This is a genomic window from Streptomyces sp. NPDC088387, from assembly GCF_044753385.1.
In the GTDB taxonomy this organism is placed as follows: Bacteria; Actinomycetota; Actinomycetes; order Streptomycetales; family Streptomycetaceae; genus Streptomyces.
This window is the reverse complement of the sequence record NZ_JBIVNC010000002.1, coordinates 194,326-208,493: the sequence shown is the minus strand read 5'-3', so window position 1 is coordinate 208,493 and position 14,168 is coordinate 194,326. Positions and strand designations below refer to the sequence as shown.

Here is a 14,168-nt window from a genome sequence, read left to right as displayed (position 1 = left end):
GCACCCCACGGTCCCAGGAGAGCTGCCATGACCGTCGACGCCCACCACCACGTCTGGGACCTGTCCGTACGGGACCAGGACTGGATCACCGGGCCCGCCCTGGCACCGCTGCGGCGGAACTTCACCGTCGCCGACCTCGAACCCGAGGCCCATGCCGCCGGAGTCGACCGCACGGTCCTCGTGCAGACCATCACCGTGCCCGAGGAGACCCCCGAGTTCCTGGCCCTCGCCGAAGAGCACGAGCTGATCGCCGGGGTCGTCGGCTGGACCGACCTCACCCGCCCCGACATCGCCGACGAGCTCGCCCGGCTCGCCGAACTCCCCGGTGGCGGATACCTCAAGGGCATCCGCCACCAGGTCCAGGGCGAGCCCGACCCGGAGTGGCTGCTGCGCCCGGACGTCCGCCGGGGCCTCGCCGCCGTCGCCGACGCCGGCCTGGTCTACGACCTGCTGGTGCAGCCGCACCAGCTCCCGGCCGCCGCGAAGGCCGTGGCGGACCTGCCCGGCCTCACCTTCGTCCTCGACCACGCGGGCAAACCGCCCATCGCCGCGGGAGAACCGGAACCCTGGGCGACTTCCCTGCGCACCCTCGCCGCGCGGCCCAACACCGTCTGCAAGCTGTCCGGCCTGGTCACCGAGGCCGACCCCCGCACCTGGACGGTCGCCGACCTGCGCCCGTACACGGATGTCGTCCTGGACGCCTTCGGCCCCGACCGGCTGATGTTCGGCTCCGACTGGCCGGTGTGCGTTCTCGCCGCGTCCTACGGCGAAGTGGTCACGGCCACCGACGAGTTGACGGCGGACCTCAGCCGCGACGAGCGCACCCTGGTCTTCGAGACCACCGCCACCCGCACCTACGCCCTCTGACCCGCCCTACGAGCGGTCCGCCGACCCGGCCGGCCGGGTCGGCGGCAGATACTCGCGTACGAACGTCCGCTCCCAGCAGGCGCCCGTCGCCCGCAGCTCGCGCCAGGTCGTGTAGCGGTAGCGGAAGAGCCGGGCCCGGACGAAACGGGGAGGCGCGTCGGGCGGGAACGGGGAGCGGCGCAGCAGCCGGAGCGTGGCGCGGTCGTTCTCCAGCAGCCGCTCCACCAGGGTGCCGAACCACGGCCCGGCGTAGTCCGGCGACAGCGCGGCGAACCACATCAGCCAGTCGAGCCGCAGATGGTACGGGGCGAACTGGCGCGGCCAGCGCCGCGGATCACCCGGCTTCCCCCTGAACTCGTACTCCCGCCACTCGGCCCCGGGACCGGGTACCGGGTCGGCCGTGCCCTCGATGACGACCTCGTGGCGCACCCGGCCTACGGTGCCGAAGGCGCCGTAGGTGTTCACCAGGTGGAGCGGGTCGAAGGAGCGGTTCATCACCTGGCGGCGGGAGACCATGTTGGTCACCGGGCGGTGACTGAGGAACACGAGCAGCGCGGCCACGGCGAGCACCACGGCCACGTACCAGAGCGGGGTGTCCGGCACGGTGGGCGCGTGCGACGGGAAGCGGATCGCGGACAGGGCCAGCACGACGGTGACCCAGTTCAGCCAGGAGAAGTTCCCGGACAGCACCAGCCACAGCTGGGTCGCGATCATCAGCGCGGCGGCGGCCGAGGCGATCGGCTGCGGCGCGAACAGCAGGAACGGCACGACGAGCTGGGTGACGTGGTTCGCGGCCACCTCCACCCGGTGCAGCGGCTTCGGCAGATGGTGGAAGAACCAGCTCAGCGGGCCCGGCATCGGCTGTGTCTCGTGGTGGTGGTCGAGACAGGTGAGCCGGCGCCAGCACACGTCCCCGCGCAGTTTGATCAGTCCGGCGCCGAACTCGACCCGGAACAGGATCCAGCGCAGCAGGAAGAGAACCACGACCGGCGGGGCCACCTCGTCGTTGCCGAGGAACACCGCCAGGAAGCCGACCTCCAGGAGCAGGGACTCCCAGCCGAACGCGTACCAGGTCTGGCCGACGTTCACGATCGACAGGTACAGCAGCCACGGCACCAGCCACAGCAGCATCCCCGCCCACAGCGGCACCAGGGAGTCCGCGCCCGCCAGCAACGCCGCCGACACCACACACCCGGACCAGGCGCACACCGCGAAGAACCGGTCGGAGTAGTGCAGCTGGAACAGGCTCGGCGCCTGCCGGAACGGCACCCGCTCGACATGGCGGGGCACCGGCAGCAGACCCCGCCGCCCGATCAGCGCGCGGAACTGAAGCGCCGCCGTCAGAAACGCGACGAGATACACCCCGGCCAGCGCCCGCTGGAAGACCAGCCGGCTCAGCCAGTAGTCGGATGCGGTGAACCAGTCCACGACCCCGCGCCCCTCCTCTGCTCGCCCTCCGCCTGTCACTGCGCGTGCCCGGCCGGTCCACTTGCGTAACCCAGGAGAGTGAAGCAGACAATAGTGACGAAATGTCCCGAGGATGCGGGAGAACGTGGTGCGCAAGGACAGCGAACACATATCCAGCAGGCAGGGATCCGGCGGAGTTCTCACCGCCTGTGCCCTCTCGGCGGCCCTGGTCGTCGCCGCCACCTGCACCGGCAACGGCGACGGCGCACAGGGCTCCGCGCCGGGCGGGGAACTCTTCCTCGAACCGGTCCTGACCCAGGTCCAGGACCCCTTCGCACCGCCCGGGGACGGGTCGGCGGACTCGGGGCGCTCCGTCACTCCAATGGACGCGGACACGGAACGCGACTGGCGGCTGATCCCCTCCACGGAGGACACCGAGTCGCTCTCCGAAGAGCCGGCGGCCGATGGCGCGGCCCTTCCCGGAGAGCAGGCGGTCGACGGCGACACGGCCGTCCCCGGAGAGCCGACCGTCGACGAGGTGGGTGGACTCGACGAGTCCCGGCTGTACGAGCCCGGCTTCTCCCGGCCCGCCGTCGAGGACCCCGCCCTGGAGGAGTCCGGCACCGCCGACGACTCCCTCGACCCCGGCGCCACGGACGAGATCGGCCCCGAGCGCGTGCCGGAGCTTCCCGACCCGCCCGACGGGGGCGGTCTGATCCCGGACGATCCGGACGAGCTGGATGACGCCAGGAGCGTCCTCGGTACTCCGGTCGAACTCGATTAATCGGGCAAATCCTGGCAAGGTGGGCGCATGGTTGATCGGGGAGCGAGTGCCCTGTCACTCCCGGACGACTGGCCCTCCCACCCGGATCCGATCCTGGCGCTCAACCGCATGGGCAGCTTCGACTGGGACCTGGACGCCGGTCTGCTGCACATGGACTCCCAGGCGTACGAGATCTTCGACATCCGCCCGGAGGAGTTCGACGGCCGCCCCGAGTCCCTCGCCGTGCGGGTGCCCCCGAACGAGGGCCGGCGGCTCGACACCCTGGTCTCCCAGGCCATCAAGGACGGCAGCGAGAACTACGGCACCTACTTCCGCCTCCGGCGCCGCGACGGCACCCTGTGCTGGACCCACACCCAGGGCTACATCCGCCGGGACGCCACCGGCCGCCCGAGCAGGATCATCGGCGTCGTCCGGGACGCCACCGAGGAACTGACGGAACTCGCCGCCCGCGACGAGCGGGGCGCGCCCGTCGACGTGCCCCGCCGGCGGACCAACGTCGTCCAGGTCACCACGGCCGCCCTCGCCCACGCCCGGACCGTCCAGGACGTCATCGACGTCCTCAAGGACACCGACGGCGTCACCCACCTCGGCGCCACCAGCCTCGTCATGGGCCTGGTCGAGGCGGGCCGGATCCGGCTGATCGCGGAGGGCCCCGAGGGCAGCTTCGTACCCGGCACCAAGGTCACCCGGATCGACGAGCCCTACCCGATGAGCGAGGTCGTGCGCACGCTCAGCCCGCGCTTCATCGGCTCACCGGAGGAGTTCGCCGACCGGTATCCGCTGCTGTGGCCGCACATCACCGACCTGGACATCACCGCCGCCGCCTACCTCCCGCTGATCGTCCAGGCCCGCCCCATCGGCGCGATGGGCCTGCTCTACAGCGACCGGCGCGGCTTCACCGACGAGGAACGCGACATCCTCGTCGCCCTCGGCAGCAGCATCGCGCAGAGCCTGCAACGGGCGATGTTCTACGAGGAGGAGAAGGACATCGCGCAGGGCCTGCAACAGGCCATGCTGCCGCGCACCATTCCCAGCGTGCCCGGCGCCGACGTCGCCGTCCGCTACCGGGCGGCCGCCATCGGCGGCTCCAACGGCCGCGACATCGGCGGCGACTGGTACGACCTGATCCCGCTTCCCGGCGGCCGGGTCGGCGCGGTGATCGGCGACGTCCAGGGCCACGACACCCACGCCGCCGCCGTCATGGGCCAGCTGCGGATCGTGCTGCGCGCCTACGCCGCCGAGGGCCACACCCCCGCCACCGTCATGGCCCGCGCCTCGGTCTTCCTGCACGAGCTGGACACCGACCGGTTCGCGACCTGCCTCTACGCCGAGGCCGACCTGACCACCGGGGTCGTGCAGGTGGTGCGGGCCGGTCACATCGACCCGCTGGTGCGCACCACCGACGGCAGCTGCCGCCGGATTCCCGTCGAGGGCGGTCTGCCGCTCGGCCTGTCCGCGGAGTTCGGCAGCCTGGAGTACCCCGTCGGCACCGTCGAGCTGGATCCCGGCCACACACTGCTGCTCTGCACCGACGGCCTGGTCGAACAGCCCGGCGCCGACCTCGACGACGGCTTGCAGGCGCTCACCGCCGTCGTCGCCTCCGGCCCCCAGGACGTGCACCGACTCGCCGACCTGCTGATCGAGGGGGCCGAGGAGCGCGGCGGCGACGACGACGTGGCGCTGCTCCTGCTGCGCCGCCGCGGCCAGGACGCCCCGCAGTCCGGCGGCCGGCTCCAGCAGCACGTGGCCCCCGGCGACCCCGAGGCGCTCACCGAGGCGCGGCATCTGATCCGCGCGGCCGTGCGGGCATGGGGCTCGGGGGAGCGCGCCGACGAGATCGAGCTGGTCGCCGACGAGCTGATCACCAACGCCCTGATGCACACCGAGGGCGCCGCGATCGTCACCCTGCGGGTCCTGGGCGGCGCCGACCGGCGGCTGCGCGTCGAGGTCGAGGACTCCTCCAGCGCCCTGCCGCGGCGCCGTGAGGCCGGTGAGTCCGGGGTGTCGGGGCGGGGGCTGATGCTGGTGGAGCTGCTGGCCGACGTGTGGGGTGTGGAGGCGCGGGGCGGCGGCAAGTGCGTGTGGTGCGAGTTCGTGGTGCCGGAACGCCGGTGACGTCGCGCCCGGACGCGACCGAACCGGTGGTGGCACTCTTGACGTATGCCGGAACTTCCCGAGGTCGAGGCGCTCAGGGACTTCCTGACCGAGCACCTGGTCGGCCATGAGATCGTCCGCGTGCTGCCCGCCGCGATCAGCGTCCTGAAGACGTACGACCCGCCGCTCTCCGCCCTGGAGGGCCACGAGGTCGTCGCCGTGCACCGGCACGGCAAGTTCCTGGACCTGGAGACCGGCGGCGGCCCGCGCTTCGTGACCCATCTGGCGCGCGCCGGCTGGCTGCACTGGAGGGACCGGCTGCCGGACGGTCCGCCCAAGCCCGGCAAGGGCCCCCTCGCACTGCGGGTCGCCCTGGAGACCGGCGAGGGCTTCGACCTGACGGAGGCCGGCACCCAGAAGCGCCTCGCGGTCTACGTCGTACGGGACCCGGGGGAGGTCGCGGGTATCGCCCGGCTCGGCCCCGACCCGCTCGCCGACGACTTCGACGAGGCGGCCTTCGCCGCCCTGCTGAAGGACGAGCGGCGCCGGCTCAAGGGCGCCCTGCGCGACCAGAGCCTGATCGCCGGGGTGGGCAACGCGTACAGCGACGAGATCCTGCACGCCGCGAAGATGTCGCCGTACAAGCTCGCCGGGTCGCTGACCTCGGAGGAGACCACCCGGCTGTACAGCGCGCTGCGCGACACCCTCACCGAGGCCGTCGAGCGGTCCCGGGGGGTGGCCGCGGGGCGGCTGAAGGCCGAGAAGAAGAGCGGGCTGCGGGTGCACGGCCGTACCGGCGAGGCCTGTCCGGTGTGCGGCGACACCATCCGCGAGGTCTCCTTCAGCGATTCCTCGCTCCAGTACTGCCCCACCTGCCAGACGGGCGGCAAGCCGCTCGCGGACCGCAGGATGTCCCGCCTGCTGAAGTAGCGGACGGGACACGTCCTACGTCGGGTTCGGCAGCGTCACCAGTGTCTCGCCGTCCGTCGAGCGGACCTCGTAGTGGTCGATGTCGTCGGGGTGCATCGCGGCGCCGCCCTGCATCGTGTTGGGCCGGGCGTCGCGCGGGGGAGTGGTCCAGTTGGTCACCGTCTCCTCCGCGCCGTTGTGCCCGACCGCGACGAGCCGGCACGGGCGCGGGCCCGCGGCGTCCTTGACCTTCAGCTCGATGTTGGCGCCCCAGACCTCGTCCTCGGCGGTGACCTGGGCCCAGACGCCCGAGCGTGCGTCGGTCGCCTCGACCACCACCGCGCTCTCGCCGCCGCCCGCCATCACGGCGAGGGCGGGTCCGCCCACGGCGAGCACGACCGAGGCGGCCACCGCGAACAGCATCCGGCGGCGACCCGCCCGGTGCCGGGTGGCCACCTCGGCGAGCAGCCGGTCCAGCATCCGCGGTCCGGGTGTGGCCATCGGGTTCACGAACCGCGGGGTGGCCCGGCGGTAGAGCATCAGCTGTCGCGAGACAGGACCGAACTCGGTCACGTGTGCCGCGCAACTGGGGCACTCCATGAGGTGGTCCTCGAAGCGGAACGCGTCCGCCTCGTTCAGCACGCCGAGCGCGTACGCGGCGACGTCGCGATGCCTCTCCAGGGACCTCATGCAGAATCCTCGTGCCGTTGGGTGCGGGTGGTGTCACTCCTTGCTCCCACCGGTACGCACCGGACAGCCGAATCACTCAAGCCGCTCACAGAATCGTGAACCACAGGATTCGGAGCGGCCCGGCCCGCGGATTGGTCGAGTTCCGGCCCGGATCCCGGAAACCGTGACAGGGCCGGGCCCGGGGTCCGCCGAGACGGCCCCCGGGCTAGAAGAGGTGGATCGCGAGATGGCCGAGCGGCAGCCCCAGCTGCCAGGCCGGCGTCCACACCTTGGGCCCGTCGTCCTCGCCCACCAGCGCCCCGCCGCCGGGCACGGCGTTGAGGTCGGGGGCGAGCAGTTCTGTCTCCTGGAGCCAGCGCCAGGCCGCCTCGGCCAGTTCCAGATCGGGCGCCGGGCGCTCGGACTCGGCGGCCTCGGCGGCGAGTTGGTCCATCCGCTCGCGCACCCAGTCCTGCCACGGCTGGTCGTACGCCGTCAGGGAGAGCCAGGTCTCCAGCTGGGTGACGACCCGGATGCCCGAGAGCTCGCCCTCGGTGTCCGACAGGAAGACGGTCAGCGCGAGCGCGTCCCGCCCGGCCCGGAACTCGAACGAGGTCGGCGGCATGAGATCGCCGGTCCGCAGCAGCTCGTCGGCGATGTACTCGGCGTACAACCACGCCATGGGAACGGTCAGTTCACCGCCGTCGGTGCCTTCCGTACTCTGATGACCTCTGTGCTGCATCCCTTCCTGCCTTCCTCCGGTGCGTGCGCGTCGCCCAAGTCCAGCCAGGCCCAGTCGTGCACCCGGCTCCCCCGCTCCGGAACACGCATGAGGACAGCCCATTACCCAACAGGGGTCCTCAGCAAGGCGCTTTACGGAGGCTTGACCCGACATTCGGTTTCACCGCAGGTCGGCCGCATAACCCGGAAGCACCCGGCGCAGGGCGCGCAACGCGTAGTACGCGCGGGACTTCACCGTACCGGGAGGGATTCCGAGGGCCGCCGCCGCTTCCGCCACACTCGCCCCCTGGAAGTACACGAGCACCAGGACTTCACGGTGTTCCGGAGTGAGTGTCTTCACAGCCTCGCGCACATCGACCGTGGCGGCCGACCGTTCGGCGTGGTCCGCGATGACCCGGGCGCTCTCCAGGACGGCGTCACCGACCTCCGGCGGCCGGGCCTGCCGGGCCCGCCGCGCGTCGATGGCGAGCCGCCGGCCCACGGTGAGCAGCCAGGGCCGTACGGAGTCGAAGGTCTCGGCGCGCAGCGCCTCGGGGTGCTGCCAGGCGCGCACCAGCGTCTCCTGGACCAGGTCCTCGGCCCGCTGGCGGTCCCCGTCGCACAGCCTGAGGAGCAGGGCGAACAGCGGCCGCCCGTGCTCGCGCTGCACCGCGGCGAGCTCGTGCTCGGCGGTCGTCCCGTTCGTGAGAGTGGTTCCGGCCGTCATGGCCGTATGGCACCCCAGGGTTCCCGGTCGGCACAGAGGAGGGACACGCTCCTGCGGCGGACGGTCGAACCCGTCGGCGAACGGTACGACGAACGGTCCCCGGCGCCCGCTCGCGCACACCGGACGGGTTAACCCGGACGCCGGGACCGTTTGCGGGACGGATCACCTTCATACCTATTCATAGGTAAATACGACAATCTTGAGGTGACCGGATGATCGCACGCAGTCGGCAGGTTGCCCTGGCCCTCACGGCCGTACTCGCCGCGGGCGCCGCCTGCCAGGCCAAGCACCACGAGCCGGCCGGACATCCGGCGCCCTTGGGCGCCGGCCCCGGCGGGTTCACCCTCGTCGCCTCGGGCGACGTCCTCCCGCACGACTCGATCATCCAGCGGGCCAGGTTCGACGCGGGCGGCTCCGGCTACGACTTCCGGCCGATGTTCGCCGGCATCGAACCGGTCGTCTCGCGCGCCGATCTGGCGCTGTGTCACATGGAGACCGTCTACGGCGAGAACGGCGTCTACACCGGCTACCCCACCTTCAAGTCCCCGCCGGAGGTGGCGAAGGGCCTCGCCGCCACCGGCTACGACGGCTGCTCCACGGCCTCCAACCACAGCCTCGACGACGGCGCCGCCGGGATCGGCCGCACCCTGGACGCCCTGGACCGCGAGGGCGTCCGGCACACCGGCACCGCGCGCACCGAGGCCGAGGCGCGCACCGCCACCGTCTTCGACGCGGGTCCCGCCAAGGTCGCCCATCTCGCCTACACCTACGGCACCAACGGCTTCCCGCTCCCCGCCGGGCAGCCCTGGGCGGTCAACCTGATCGACGAGCAGCGGATCGTCGCCGACGCGCGTGCCGCCCGCAAGGCCGGCGCCGACGTGGTGGTGGTCTCGCTGCACTGGGGCACCGAGTGGCAGGACGACCCGGACCGGTCCCAGCTCGACCTCGCCGCCCGGCTCACCTCGTCGCGCACCGGCTCCCGCCCCGACATCGACCTGATCCTCGGCACCCACGCCCATGTCCCGCAGGCGTACGAGAAGGTCAACGGGACCTGGGTGGTCTACGGGATGGGCGACCAGGTCGCCGGTGAGATGACCAACCACGACGGCGCGGCCGACCCGCGCGGCAACCAGTCCACCGTCGCCCGCTTCACCTTCGCGCCGCCGGTCCGGCCGGGCGCCCGCTGGGAGGTGGACAGGGCGGAGTTCGTGCCGCAGCTCTTCGACATCGACGCGGGCCGCGTGGTCGACCTCAACCGGGCCATCGGCCAGGGCGCCGAACTGACCGCCGTACGCGACCGGATCCGGGACGTCGTGCTGAGCCGGGGCGCGGGTGAGGACGGTCTGGTGATGGGGGAGTAGGCCGCGGCGGAGGCGGTCAGTTCACGTCCACGTCGTCGAGGATCCTGAGGACCTCGCCGAGGACCCGGACGCAGGCCGTCACATCGGCCCCGGTCAGTTCACCACCGACCTCCCGCAGCAGGGTGTGCTCGCGGGCGAGGACGGCGGTGATCGCGGACCGGCCGTCGTCGGTCAGCCGGATCAGCGAGGACCGCCGGTGCGCGGGGTTCGGGACGGCCTCCGCGAGCCCCCGCTCCGCCGCCTCGTTGACCATCCGCTGCACGAACTGCCGGCTGATCGCCTGTGCCCGGCCCATCTGCGGCACGGTCGACGGCCCGTTGCGGTACAGCAGATCGAGGACCGCGCGCACCCCGACGGAGAGCCCCTCGACCGCCTCGGACTGCTCGACCTTGCGGTGCACCCGCCGGTAGAGCGGACCCACCAGATCGAACACCTCCCTCAGCCGCAGACCGAGGTCGTCCGGAGGCAGGGGAGTGCCGGGGGGCAGCGAACCGGCGGGAGGCAGGGGACCGTCCACGGGCGGGGGGCCGTCGATCGCGTTCACGCCGCCATCATGACACCCCGGTTGCCAAGACCCTCGGCCACTGCGCCCGGCCCGGCTCCTCGGCGCCTACGGCACCACGGTCACCGGCCAGCGCCCCGCCTTGACCAGGCGTACCGCCACGGACCCCACGATCCGGTGGCCCGCCTGCTCCGACGCGCCCACCACCACCGCGTCCGCCTTGAGGTCGTCCGCCGCCTTCACCAGACCGCTGTACGCGTCACCGGGGAAGGTGTGGAACTCCCACCGCACGTCCCATATCCCCTTGAGGCGCTCCGTGGCCTCCCGGATCTCCGCCACCAGACCCTCGGCGATCTGGTCGGTCGTGTCGGCGACCGGAGCGCCGAGCGCCGCACCCGCCGCCATCACCGGCTGCACGTACACGATCGCCAGCAGCGCGCGCTGCCGGCGGGCCAGACCGCCCGCGTAGGACGCGGCCCGCCACGAGGAGTCGGAGCCGTCCACGCCGACGACGATGACCTTCGGACCGTCCGTGCCCCGCTCGAACCGGGAGCTGTGTTCCGTCACGTGCAGAGGCTATCGGAAGCCCCGGGTCCGGTCGCCGGCCGCGTCCCGACGGGCGCGCGGGCCGCGGACGGCCGCCCGGGAGCGGCCGTCCGGGCCGGACCCCGGAGGTGTTCGCGGCGTTCTTCGGCACGCCCGGCCTGTTCTGTGTACTGCCGGCCCTCCTCCCGCCGCTGCGGGTCCTGCTGCGCCCGGTCGTGCGCACCCTGGACACGGTCGTCGTCCCGGTCAGCGCCAACCTCGCCCACGCGGTCTTCACCGGGCTGGGCATCCGCGAGACCCTCCCCTTCCCCCTCGTACGCCGCCGCTGAGGCGCCCGGCACTGGGCCGGGCGGGTGTTTTCCCGCCGCCGCACCGGTGTCGCGCTGGTGCGTCGGGGCCGCTCTGGGCGACCCATGAGTCATGACGAAGGATCAGTTCCTCACGCGGCGCCGGGCCCTGCTCGCCGGCGCCGCCGCCGTTGGTACGGCGGCCGGCACGGCGGGCCTGTTCACCACCCTCGGCTCCGGGGGTGAGCCCGCACCGCCCGTCGTGGGCGCCGCGGGCCCCCCGGCCCGCCGCCCCATGAAGCCGTCCGCCTACCGCCTCCAGCCGCTCACCGGCAACGCCCCGCCGCGCGCGGTGCCCGGCCGCACCCCGGTGCGCCGCAAACCGCTGCTGAGTGTGTCCGGTACCGGCCGCACCATGGTGCTGACCTTCGACGACGGACCCGACCCCCGCTATACCCCGGACATCCTCGACACCCTTGCCGAGTACGACGTCCGCGCGATGTTCTTCGTCTGCGGGGAGATGGCCGCCGACAACCGGGACCTGCTGGAACGGATGGCCGACGAAGGACACGTCGTCGGCAACCACACCTGGTCCCACCCGCTGCTCACCACCCTCAGCCGGTCCCGGATCCACCGCGAGATGGAACGCACCTGCGAGGTCGTCGAGGAGGCGAGCGGCGACTGGCCGCGCTGGTTCCGCGCGCCCTACGGCGCCTGGAACCGGGCCGCGTTCCAGCTCGGCGCCGAACTCGGCATGGAACCGCTGGCCTGGACCGTCGACACCCTGGACTGGACCACCCCCGGCATCGGCACCATCGTCGACCGGGTCGCCGAGGGTGCCGCCCCCGGCGTAGTGGTGCTGTCGCACGACGCGGGCGGCGACCGCTCGCAGAGCGTGTGGGCCCTGCGCGACTATCTGCCGCGGCTCCTGGACGCCGGCTACCACGTCACCGTGCCCCGCCGCCGGCACGCCTGACAGCTCGTCCGACAGTGCGTCGGAAGGCCTGTGCGGCGGGCCGCCCGCCCGGCCGGGGACCGCTCAGCGGACCTCGACCAGGCGGGCGAAGGCGACGACATTCCCGTCGTAGCCGTTCTGCTTCGAGAAACCGCCGCCGCAGGTGATGACCCGCAGCTCGGGCGAGCCCTTCGACGCGTAGACGCGGTCGCCGGGGAAGTTGTTCTTCTCGAAGACCTCGATGCCGTAGATCTCGAAGACGGCGGTCTTTCCGTCCTTGCGCGCCACCTCGACATGATTTCCCTGCTTCAGGGCGCCGAGGCCGTAGAAAACGGCGGGGCCGCGGCTGTTGTCGACATGGCCGACGACCACCGCGGTGCCTTTCTCCCCGGGGGAGACGGCACCCGTGAACCATCCGGCGAGATTCGGGTCCTCCGGCGGCGGCGCGTCGACCCAGCCGGCCGCGTCCAGACCCACCGGCATCATCGGCGCGTCCACCTGGATCGCCGGAATCCGCACCCGGTCGGGCAGCGCGTACGGCAGCGGGGCCACCCCCTTGCCGAAGGTGGTGCCCGGCGCCGTGGTGCTGCTGTCGGCCGCGGCGGACGCCGGCTGAGGCGGCCCCACGTCGAACTCCCCGGAACCATTGCGAATGAGCGCGAGACCGGTCAGCAGAACCAGCGCTATTACGCCCCAAGGAGCGCGCTTCTTGCGCCGCTCCTCCTCTTCCTCCACCTCGGCCAGCTCGGAAGCAGACATGGGCCATCCCCTCTCGACACGGCCGTCGCCACGTCAGTCGCGCATGGCAAAACGCTAAGTTCCGGCGCGGAAACCGGCGACAGGGCAGATGCGAATGGGTGGCCCCCGCCTTTACCGGTGCGCCATCCGAGTTGCCACGAACAGGAATTTTCTGACGGTCCGTGACCTGCGGCAATATCCGATTGTGCGGTTTTCGCTCGGCGTGTTGCCTCACCAGGACGGACCATTGCCGAAATGCGGGTACGCGCACGGCATCTGAGGGTCTTTCTGGGAGGCGATTTCTCGCTCAAAGACCGGGGACGGGTCCCGGGGCGCCTTCCGCGGAGGATCACATGCGCAACTCTCGAACCCTGGCGGTCTGTGCCGCCACGGTCGCCGCCCTGGGGCTCGCCGCCCCCGCGGCCGTGGCCTGGGACAGCCCCAGCAACATCGTCGCCATGCCCAGCGTCATCGCGCGGGGCGGCCAGCTGACCATCACGGTCGACGGCTGCCGCCGCGGTGGCACCGCGACCTCGGACGCGTTCCGCCCGACGACGCTCTCGCCGATCAACGGCGCCAACGAGACGTCCAAGGGCACCGCGACCGTGGACACCAACGCGCGGGCCGGCTCGTTCGACATCACGGTCAACTGCGACGGCCGTACCCTCACCCGCCCGGCCGCCTTCACCGTCATCGGCGGGGTCCGCGGCGGTATCGGCGGCTCCACGTCGAGCGGGGCAACGCCGACCGACATGGCGATCGGCGGCGGTCTGGTCGCCGCGGCCGTCGTCGGCGGCGGGGTGTTCTGGATGCGGCGCCGCGCCGAGCGGCGCATCTGACGGCAGGCGGCTCCGGCCGCGGGCCCCTTCGTGAGACGCACGTGCACAGGGCTTCGCCCCGGTCCCTCGCGGGAACCGGGGCGAAGCCCTGTGCGGTGTCATGCCGTCAGCCCGCGTCCTCCTCGGGCCGGCGCCGTGAGAAGTGGTACGCGGCACCGACCGACGCGGTGATCAGCGCGAGTCCGAGGCCGATCTCCTTGATGTCGAAGCCGGCCAGAGTGCCGCCCTCACCGGCGTGCACCCCGTGCTCGGGATGGACCGGCCGGACCGGCTCGGGCCGGTGGCCCGCGGCGATGGTCAGATCGGCGTTGTCCCAGAAGGTGCCGCACTGGAACGTCACCTCGTACACCGCGCCCGGCCGTGCGTCCCAGTCGACCGTGGTGGACACCGTGGTCTGGGTGCGGTGGATGGTGATGTCGTCGAAGACACCCGAGGAGACGTGGACGCTGCGGTCGCACCCCGTGGCCAGCAGCGTGACGCGACCGCCCGCGGCGACGGTCTCGGGGGAGACCGACACCCGGAAGCGGGACTCGTCGCCGACCGCCTGCGCGGTCTGGGCGGTGAAGGTCAGGGCGCCGGCGGCCAGCACGGCGGCCGAGGCGACGACGCGTATCGCGCGCATGGTGAATCCTCCGGGTCCCCGAGGAGCAGCACGCGGACCTGTTCCGCATACGCCAGAAATGCACCTCGATGTGCGAAACGCTAGGAAGGTCCGCACAGGCGCGCGAACGCTGTCGCGCGAATGGGGCACGGTTGTGGGCCG

The 14,168-nt window shown here is 72.3% G+C and carries 16 protein-coding genes; 8 read left to right on the top strand and 8 right to left on the bottom strand.

Features of this window, described 5'->3' with window-relative positions; translation table 11 throughout:
- Window positions 1–27 precede the first annotated feature (27 nt).
- Window positions 28–867 carry an amidohydrolase family protein gene (locus ACIQAC_RS05610; RefSeq protein WP_402187268.1) on the top strand — a complete coding sequence of 280 codons (840 nt, stop codon included), beginning with the start codon at window positions 28–30 and terminating at the stop codon, window positions 865–867.
- 6 nt (window positions 868–873) lie between these two features.
- Here the strand turns inward: ACIQAC_RS05610 and ACIQAC_RS05605 are convergent, their stop codons facing one another.
- Window positions 874–2,295, bottom strand: a complete 1,422-nt coding sequence (locus ACIQAC_RS05605) for a lipase maturation factor family protein (RefSeq protein WP_402187267.1) — start codon at window positions 2,293–2,295, stop codon at window positions 874–876.
- A 112-nt stretch (window positions 2,296–2,407) separates the two neighbouring features.
- Between ACIQAC_RS05605 and ACIQAC_RS05600 the strand changes: the two genes are divergently transcribed.
- From ACIQAC_RS05600 to ACIQAC_RS05590, 3 genes are read left to right on the top strand one after another with little or no spacing between them, the layout of a single operon-like run.
- Complete coding sequence (locus ACIQAC_RS05600) at window positions 2,408–3,058, top strand: hypothetical protein (RefSeq protein WP_402187266.1); 651 nt, start codon at window positions 2,408–2,410, stop codon at window positions 3,056–3,058.
- 27 nt (window positions 3,059–3,085) lie between these two features.
- The gene (locus ACIQAC_RS05595; RefSeq protein WP_402187265.1) at window positions 3,086–5,173 is read left to right on the top strand and encodes a SpoIIE family protein phosphatase; all 2,088 of its coding nucleotides are present in this window, start codon (window positions 3,086–3,088) and stop codon (window positions 5,171–5,173) included.
- Window positions 5,174–5,218: 45 nt separating this feature from the next.
- Window positions 5,219–6,082 (top strand): Fpg/Nei family DNA glycosylase, encoded by an 864-nt coding sequence (locus ACIQAC_RS05590; protein ID WP_402187263.1) that lies wholly within the window; start codon window positions 5,219–5,221, stop codon window positions 6,080–6,082.
- Window positions 6,083–6,097: 15 nt separating this feature from the next.
- Here the strand turns inward: ACIQAC_RS05590 and ACIQAC_RS05585 are convergent, their stop codons facing one another.
- From ACIQAC_RS05585 to ACIQAC_RS05575, 3 genes are all read right to left on the bottom strand, one after another.
- Window positions 6,098–6,751, bottom strand: coding sequence for an anti-sigma factor family protein (locus ACIQAC_RS05585; protein WP_402187261.1), 654 nt, complete (start codon window positions 6,749–6,751; stop codon window positions 6,098–6,100).
- A 205-nt stretch (window positions 6,752–6,956) separates the two neighbouring features.
- Window positions 6,957–7,472, bottom strand: a complete 516-nt coding sequence (locus ACIQAC_RS05580; protein ID WP_402187259.1) for a hypothetical protein — start codon at window positions 7,470–7,472, stop codon at window positions 6,957–6,959.
- Between the two features lie 159 nt (window positions 7,473–7,631).
- Complete coding sequence (locus tag ACIQAC_RS05575; protein WP_402187257.1) at window positions 7,632–8,177, bottom strand: sigma-70 family RNA polymerase sigma factor; 546 nt, start codon at window positions 8,175–8,177, stop codon at window positions 7,632–7,634.
- Window positions 8,178–8,389: 212 nt separating this feature from the next.
- Here ACIQAC_RS05575 and ACIQAC_RS05570 point away from each other — a divergent pair, with 212 nt between their 5' ends.
- A complete protein-coding gene (locus ACIQAC_RS05570) occupies window positions 8,390–9,538 on the top strand; it encodes a CapA family protein (RefSeq protein WP_402187255.1) in 1,149 nt (382 codons plus the stop codon).
- A gap of 16 nt (window positions 9,539–9,554) precedes the next feature.
- Here the strand turns inward: ACIQAC_RS05570 and ACIQAC_RS05565 are convergent, their stop codons facing one another.
- Together ACIQAC_RS05565 and ACIQAC_RS05560 are read right to left on the bottom strand one after the other, a co-directional pair.
- Window positions 9,555–10,025 (bottom strand): MarR family winged helix-turn-helix transcriptional regulator, encoded by a 471-nt coding sequence (locus ACIQAC_RS05565; RefSeq protein ID WP_402188195.1) that lies wholly within the window; start codon window positions 10,023–10,025, stop codon window positions 9,555–9,557.
- 123 nt (window positions 10,026–10,148) lie between these two features.
- Entirely contained in the window at window positions 10,149–10,607 is a 459-nt protein-coding gene (locus ACIQAC_RS05560) for a universal stress protein (protein ID WP_402187253.1), read from the bottom strand.
- 107 nt (window positions 10,608–10,714) lie between these two features.
- Here ACIQAC_RS05560 and ACIQAC_RS05555 point away from each other — a divergent pair, with 107 nt between their 5' ends.
- Together ACIQAC_RS05555 and ACIQAC_RS05550 are read left to right on the top strand one after the other, a co-directional pair.
- The gene (locus tag ACIQAC_RS05555) at window positions 10,715–10,915 is read left to right on the top strand and encodes a hypothetical protein (RefSeq protein ID WP_402187251.1); all 201 of its coding nucleotides are present in this window, start codon (window positions 10,715–10,717) and stop codon (window positions 10,913–10,915) included.
- A 91-nt stretch (window positions 10,916–11,006) separates the two neighbouring features.
- Window positions 11,007–11,849: a polysaccharide deacetylase family protein gene (locus tag ACIQAC_RS05550; protein ID WP_402187249.1), complete on the top strand. Its 843-nt coding sequence runs from the start codon at window positions 11,007–11,009 to the stop codon at window positions 11,847–11,849.
- A 63-nt stretch (window positions 11,850–11,912) separates the two neighbouring features.
- On the opposite strand, the gene ACIQAC_RS05545 is transcribed toward ACIQAC_RS05550, so the two are convergent.
- Window positions 11,913–12,587 (bottom strand): class F sortase, encoded by a 675-nt coding sequence (locus ACIQAC_RS05545; protein ID WP_402187247.1) that lies wholly within the window; start codon window positions 12,585–12,587, stop codon window positions 11,913–11,915.
- 332 nt (window positions 12,588–12,919) lie between these two features.
- Between ACIQAC_RS05545 and ACIQAC_RS05540 the strand changes: the two genes are divergently transcribed.
- The gene (locus ACIQAC_RS05540; protein WP_402187245.1) at window positions 12,920–13,405 is read left to right on the top strand and encodes a hypothetical protein; all 486 of its coding nucleotides are present in this window, start codon (window positions 12,920–12,922) and stop codon (window positions 13,403–13,405) included.
- A gap of 106 nt (window positions 13,406–13,511) precedes the next feature.
- Here ACIQAC_RS05540 and ACIQAC_RS05535 read toward each other — a convergent pair whose 3' ends face one another.
- Window positions 13,512–14,027 (bottom strand): hypothetical protein, encoded by a 516-nt coding sequence (locus ACIQAC_RS05535; RefSeq protein WP_402187243.1) that lies wholly within the window; start codon window positions 14,025–14,027, stop codon window positions 13,512–13,514.
- Window positions 14,028–14,168: the final 141 nt, after the last annotated feature.

Excerpts from the sequence above, each read along its gene's own strand:
- ACIQAC_RS05580 (WP_402187259.1), bottom strand. The coding sequence starts at position 7,472 with ATGCAGCACAGAGGTCATCAGAGTACGGAAGGCACCGACGGCGGTGAA.
- ACIQAC_RS05540 (WP_402187245.1), top strand. The coding sequence starts at position 12,920 with ATGCGCAACTCTCGAACCCTGGCGGTCTGTGCCGCCACGGTCGCCGCC.
- ACIQAC_RS05545 (WP_402187247.1), bottom strand. The coding sequence starts at position 12,587 with ATGTCTGCTTCCGAGCTGGCCGAGGTGGAGGAAGAGGAGGAGCGGCGC.
- ACIQAC_RS05610 (WP_402187268.1), top strand. The coding sequence starts at position 28 with ATGACCGTCGACGCCCACCACCACGTCTGGGACCTGTCCGTACGGGAC.
- ACIQAC_RS05600 (WP_402187266.1), top strand. The coding sequence starts at position 2,408 with ATGCGGGAGAACGTGGTGCGCAAGGACAGCGAACACATATCCAGCAGG.
- ACIQAC_RS05585 (WP_402187261.1), bottom strand. The coding sequence starts at position 6,751 with ATGAGGTCCCTGGAGAGGCATCGCGACGTCGCCGCGTACGCGCTCGGC.
- ACIQAC_RS05595 (WP_402187265.1), top strand. The coding sequence starts at position 3,086 with ATGGTTGATCGGGGAGCGAGTGCCCTGTCACTCCCGGACGACTGGCCC.
- ACIQAC_RS05590 (WP_402187263.1), top strand. The coding sequence starts at position 5,219 with ATGCCGGAACTTCCCGAGGTCGAGGCGCTCAGGGACTTCCTGACCGAG.
- ACIQAC_RS05575 (WP_402187257.1), bottom strand. The coding sequence starts at position 8,177 with ATGACGGCCGGAACCACTCTCACGAACGGGACGACCGCCGAGCACGAG.
- ACIQAC_RS05535 (WP_402187243.1), bottom strand. The coding sequence starts at position 14,027 with ATGCGCGCGATACGCGTCGTCGCCTCGGCCGCCGTGCTGGCCGCCGGC.
- ACIQAC_RS05550 (WP_402187249.1), top strand. The coding sequence starts at position 11,007 with ATGACGAAGGATCAGTTCCTCACGCGGCGCCGGGCCCTGCTCGCCGGC.
- ACIQAC_RS05570 (WP_402187255.1), top strand. The coding sequence starts at position 8,390 with ATGATCGCACGCAGTCGGCAGGTTGCCCTGGCCCTCACGGCCGTACTC.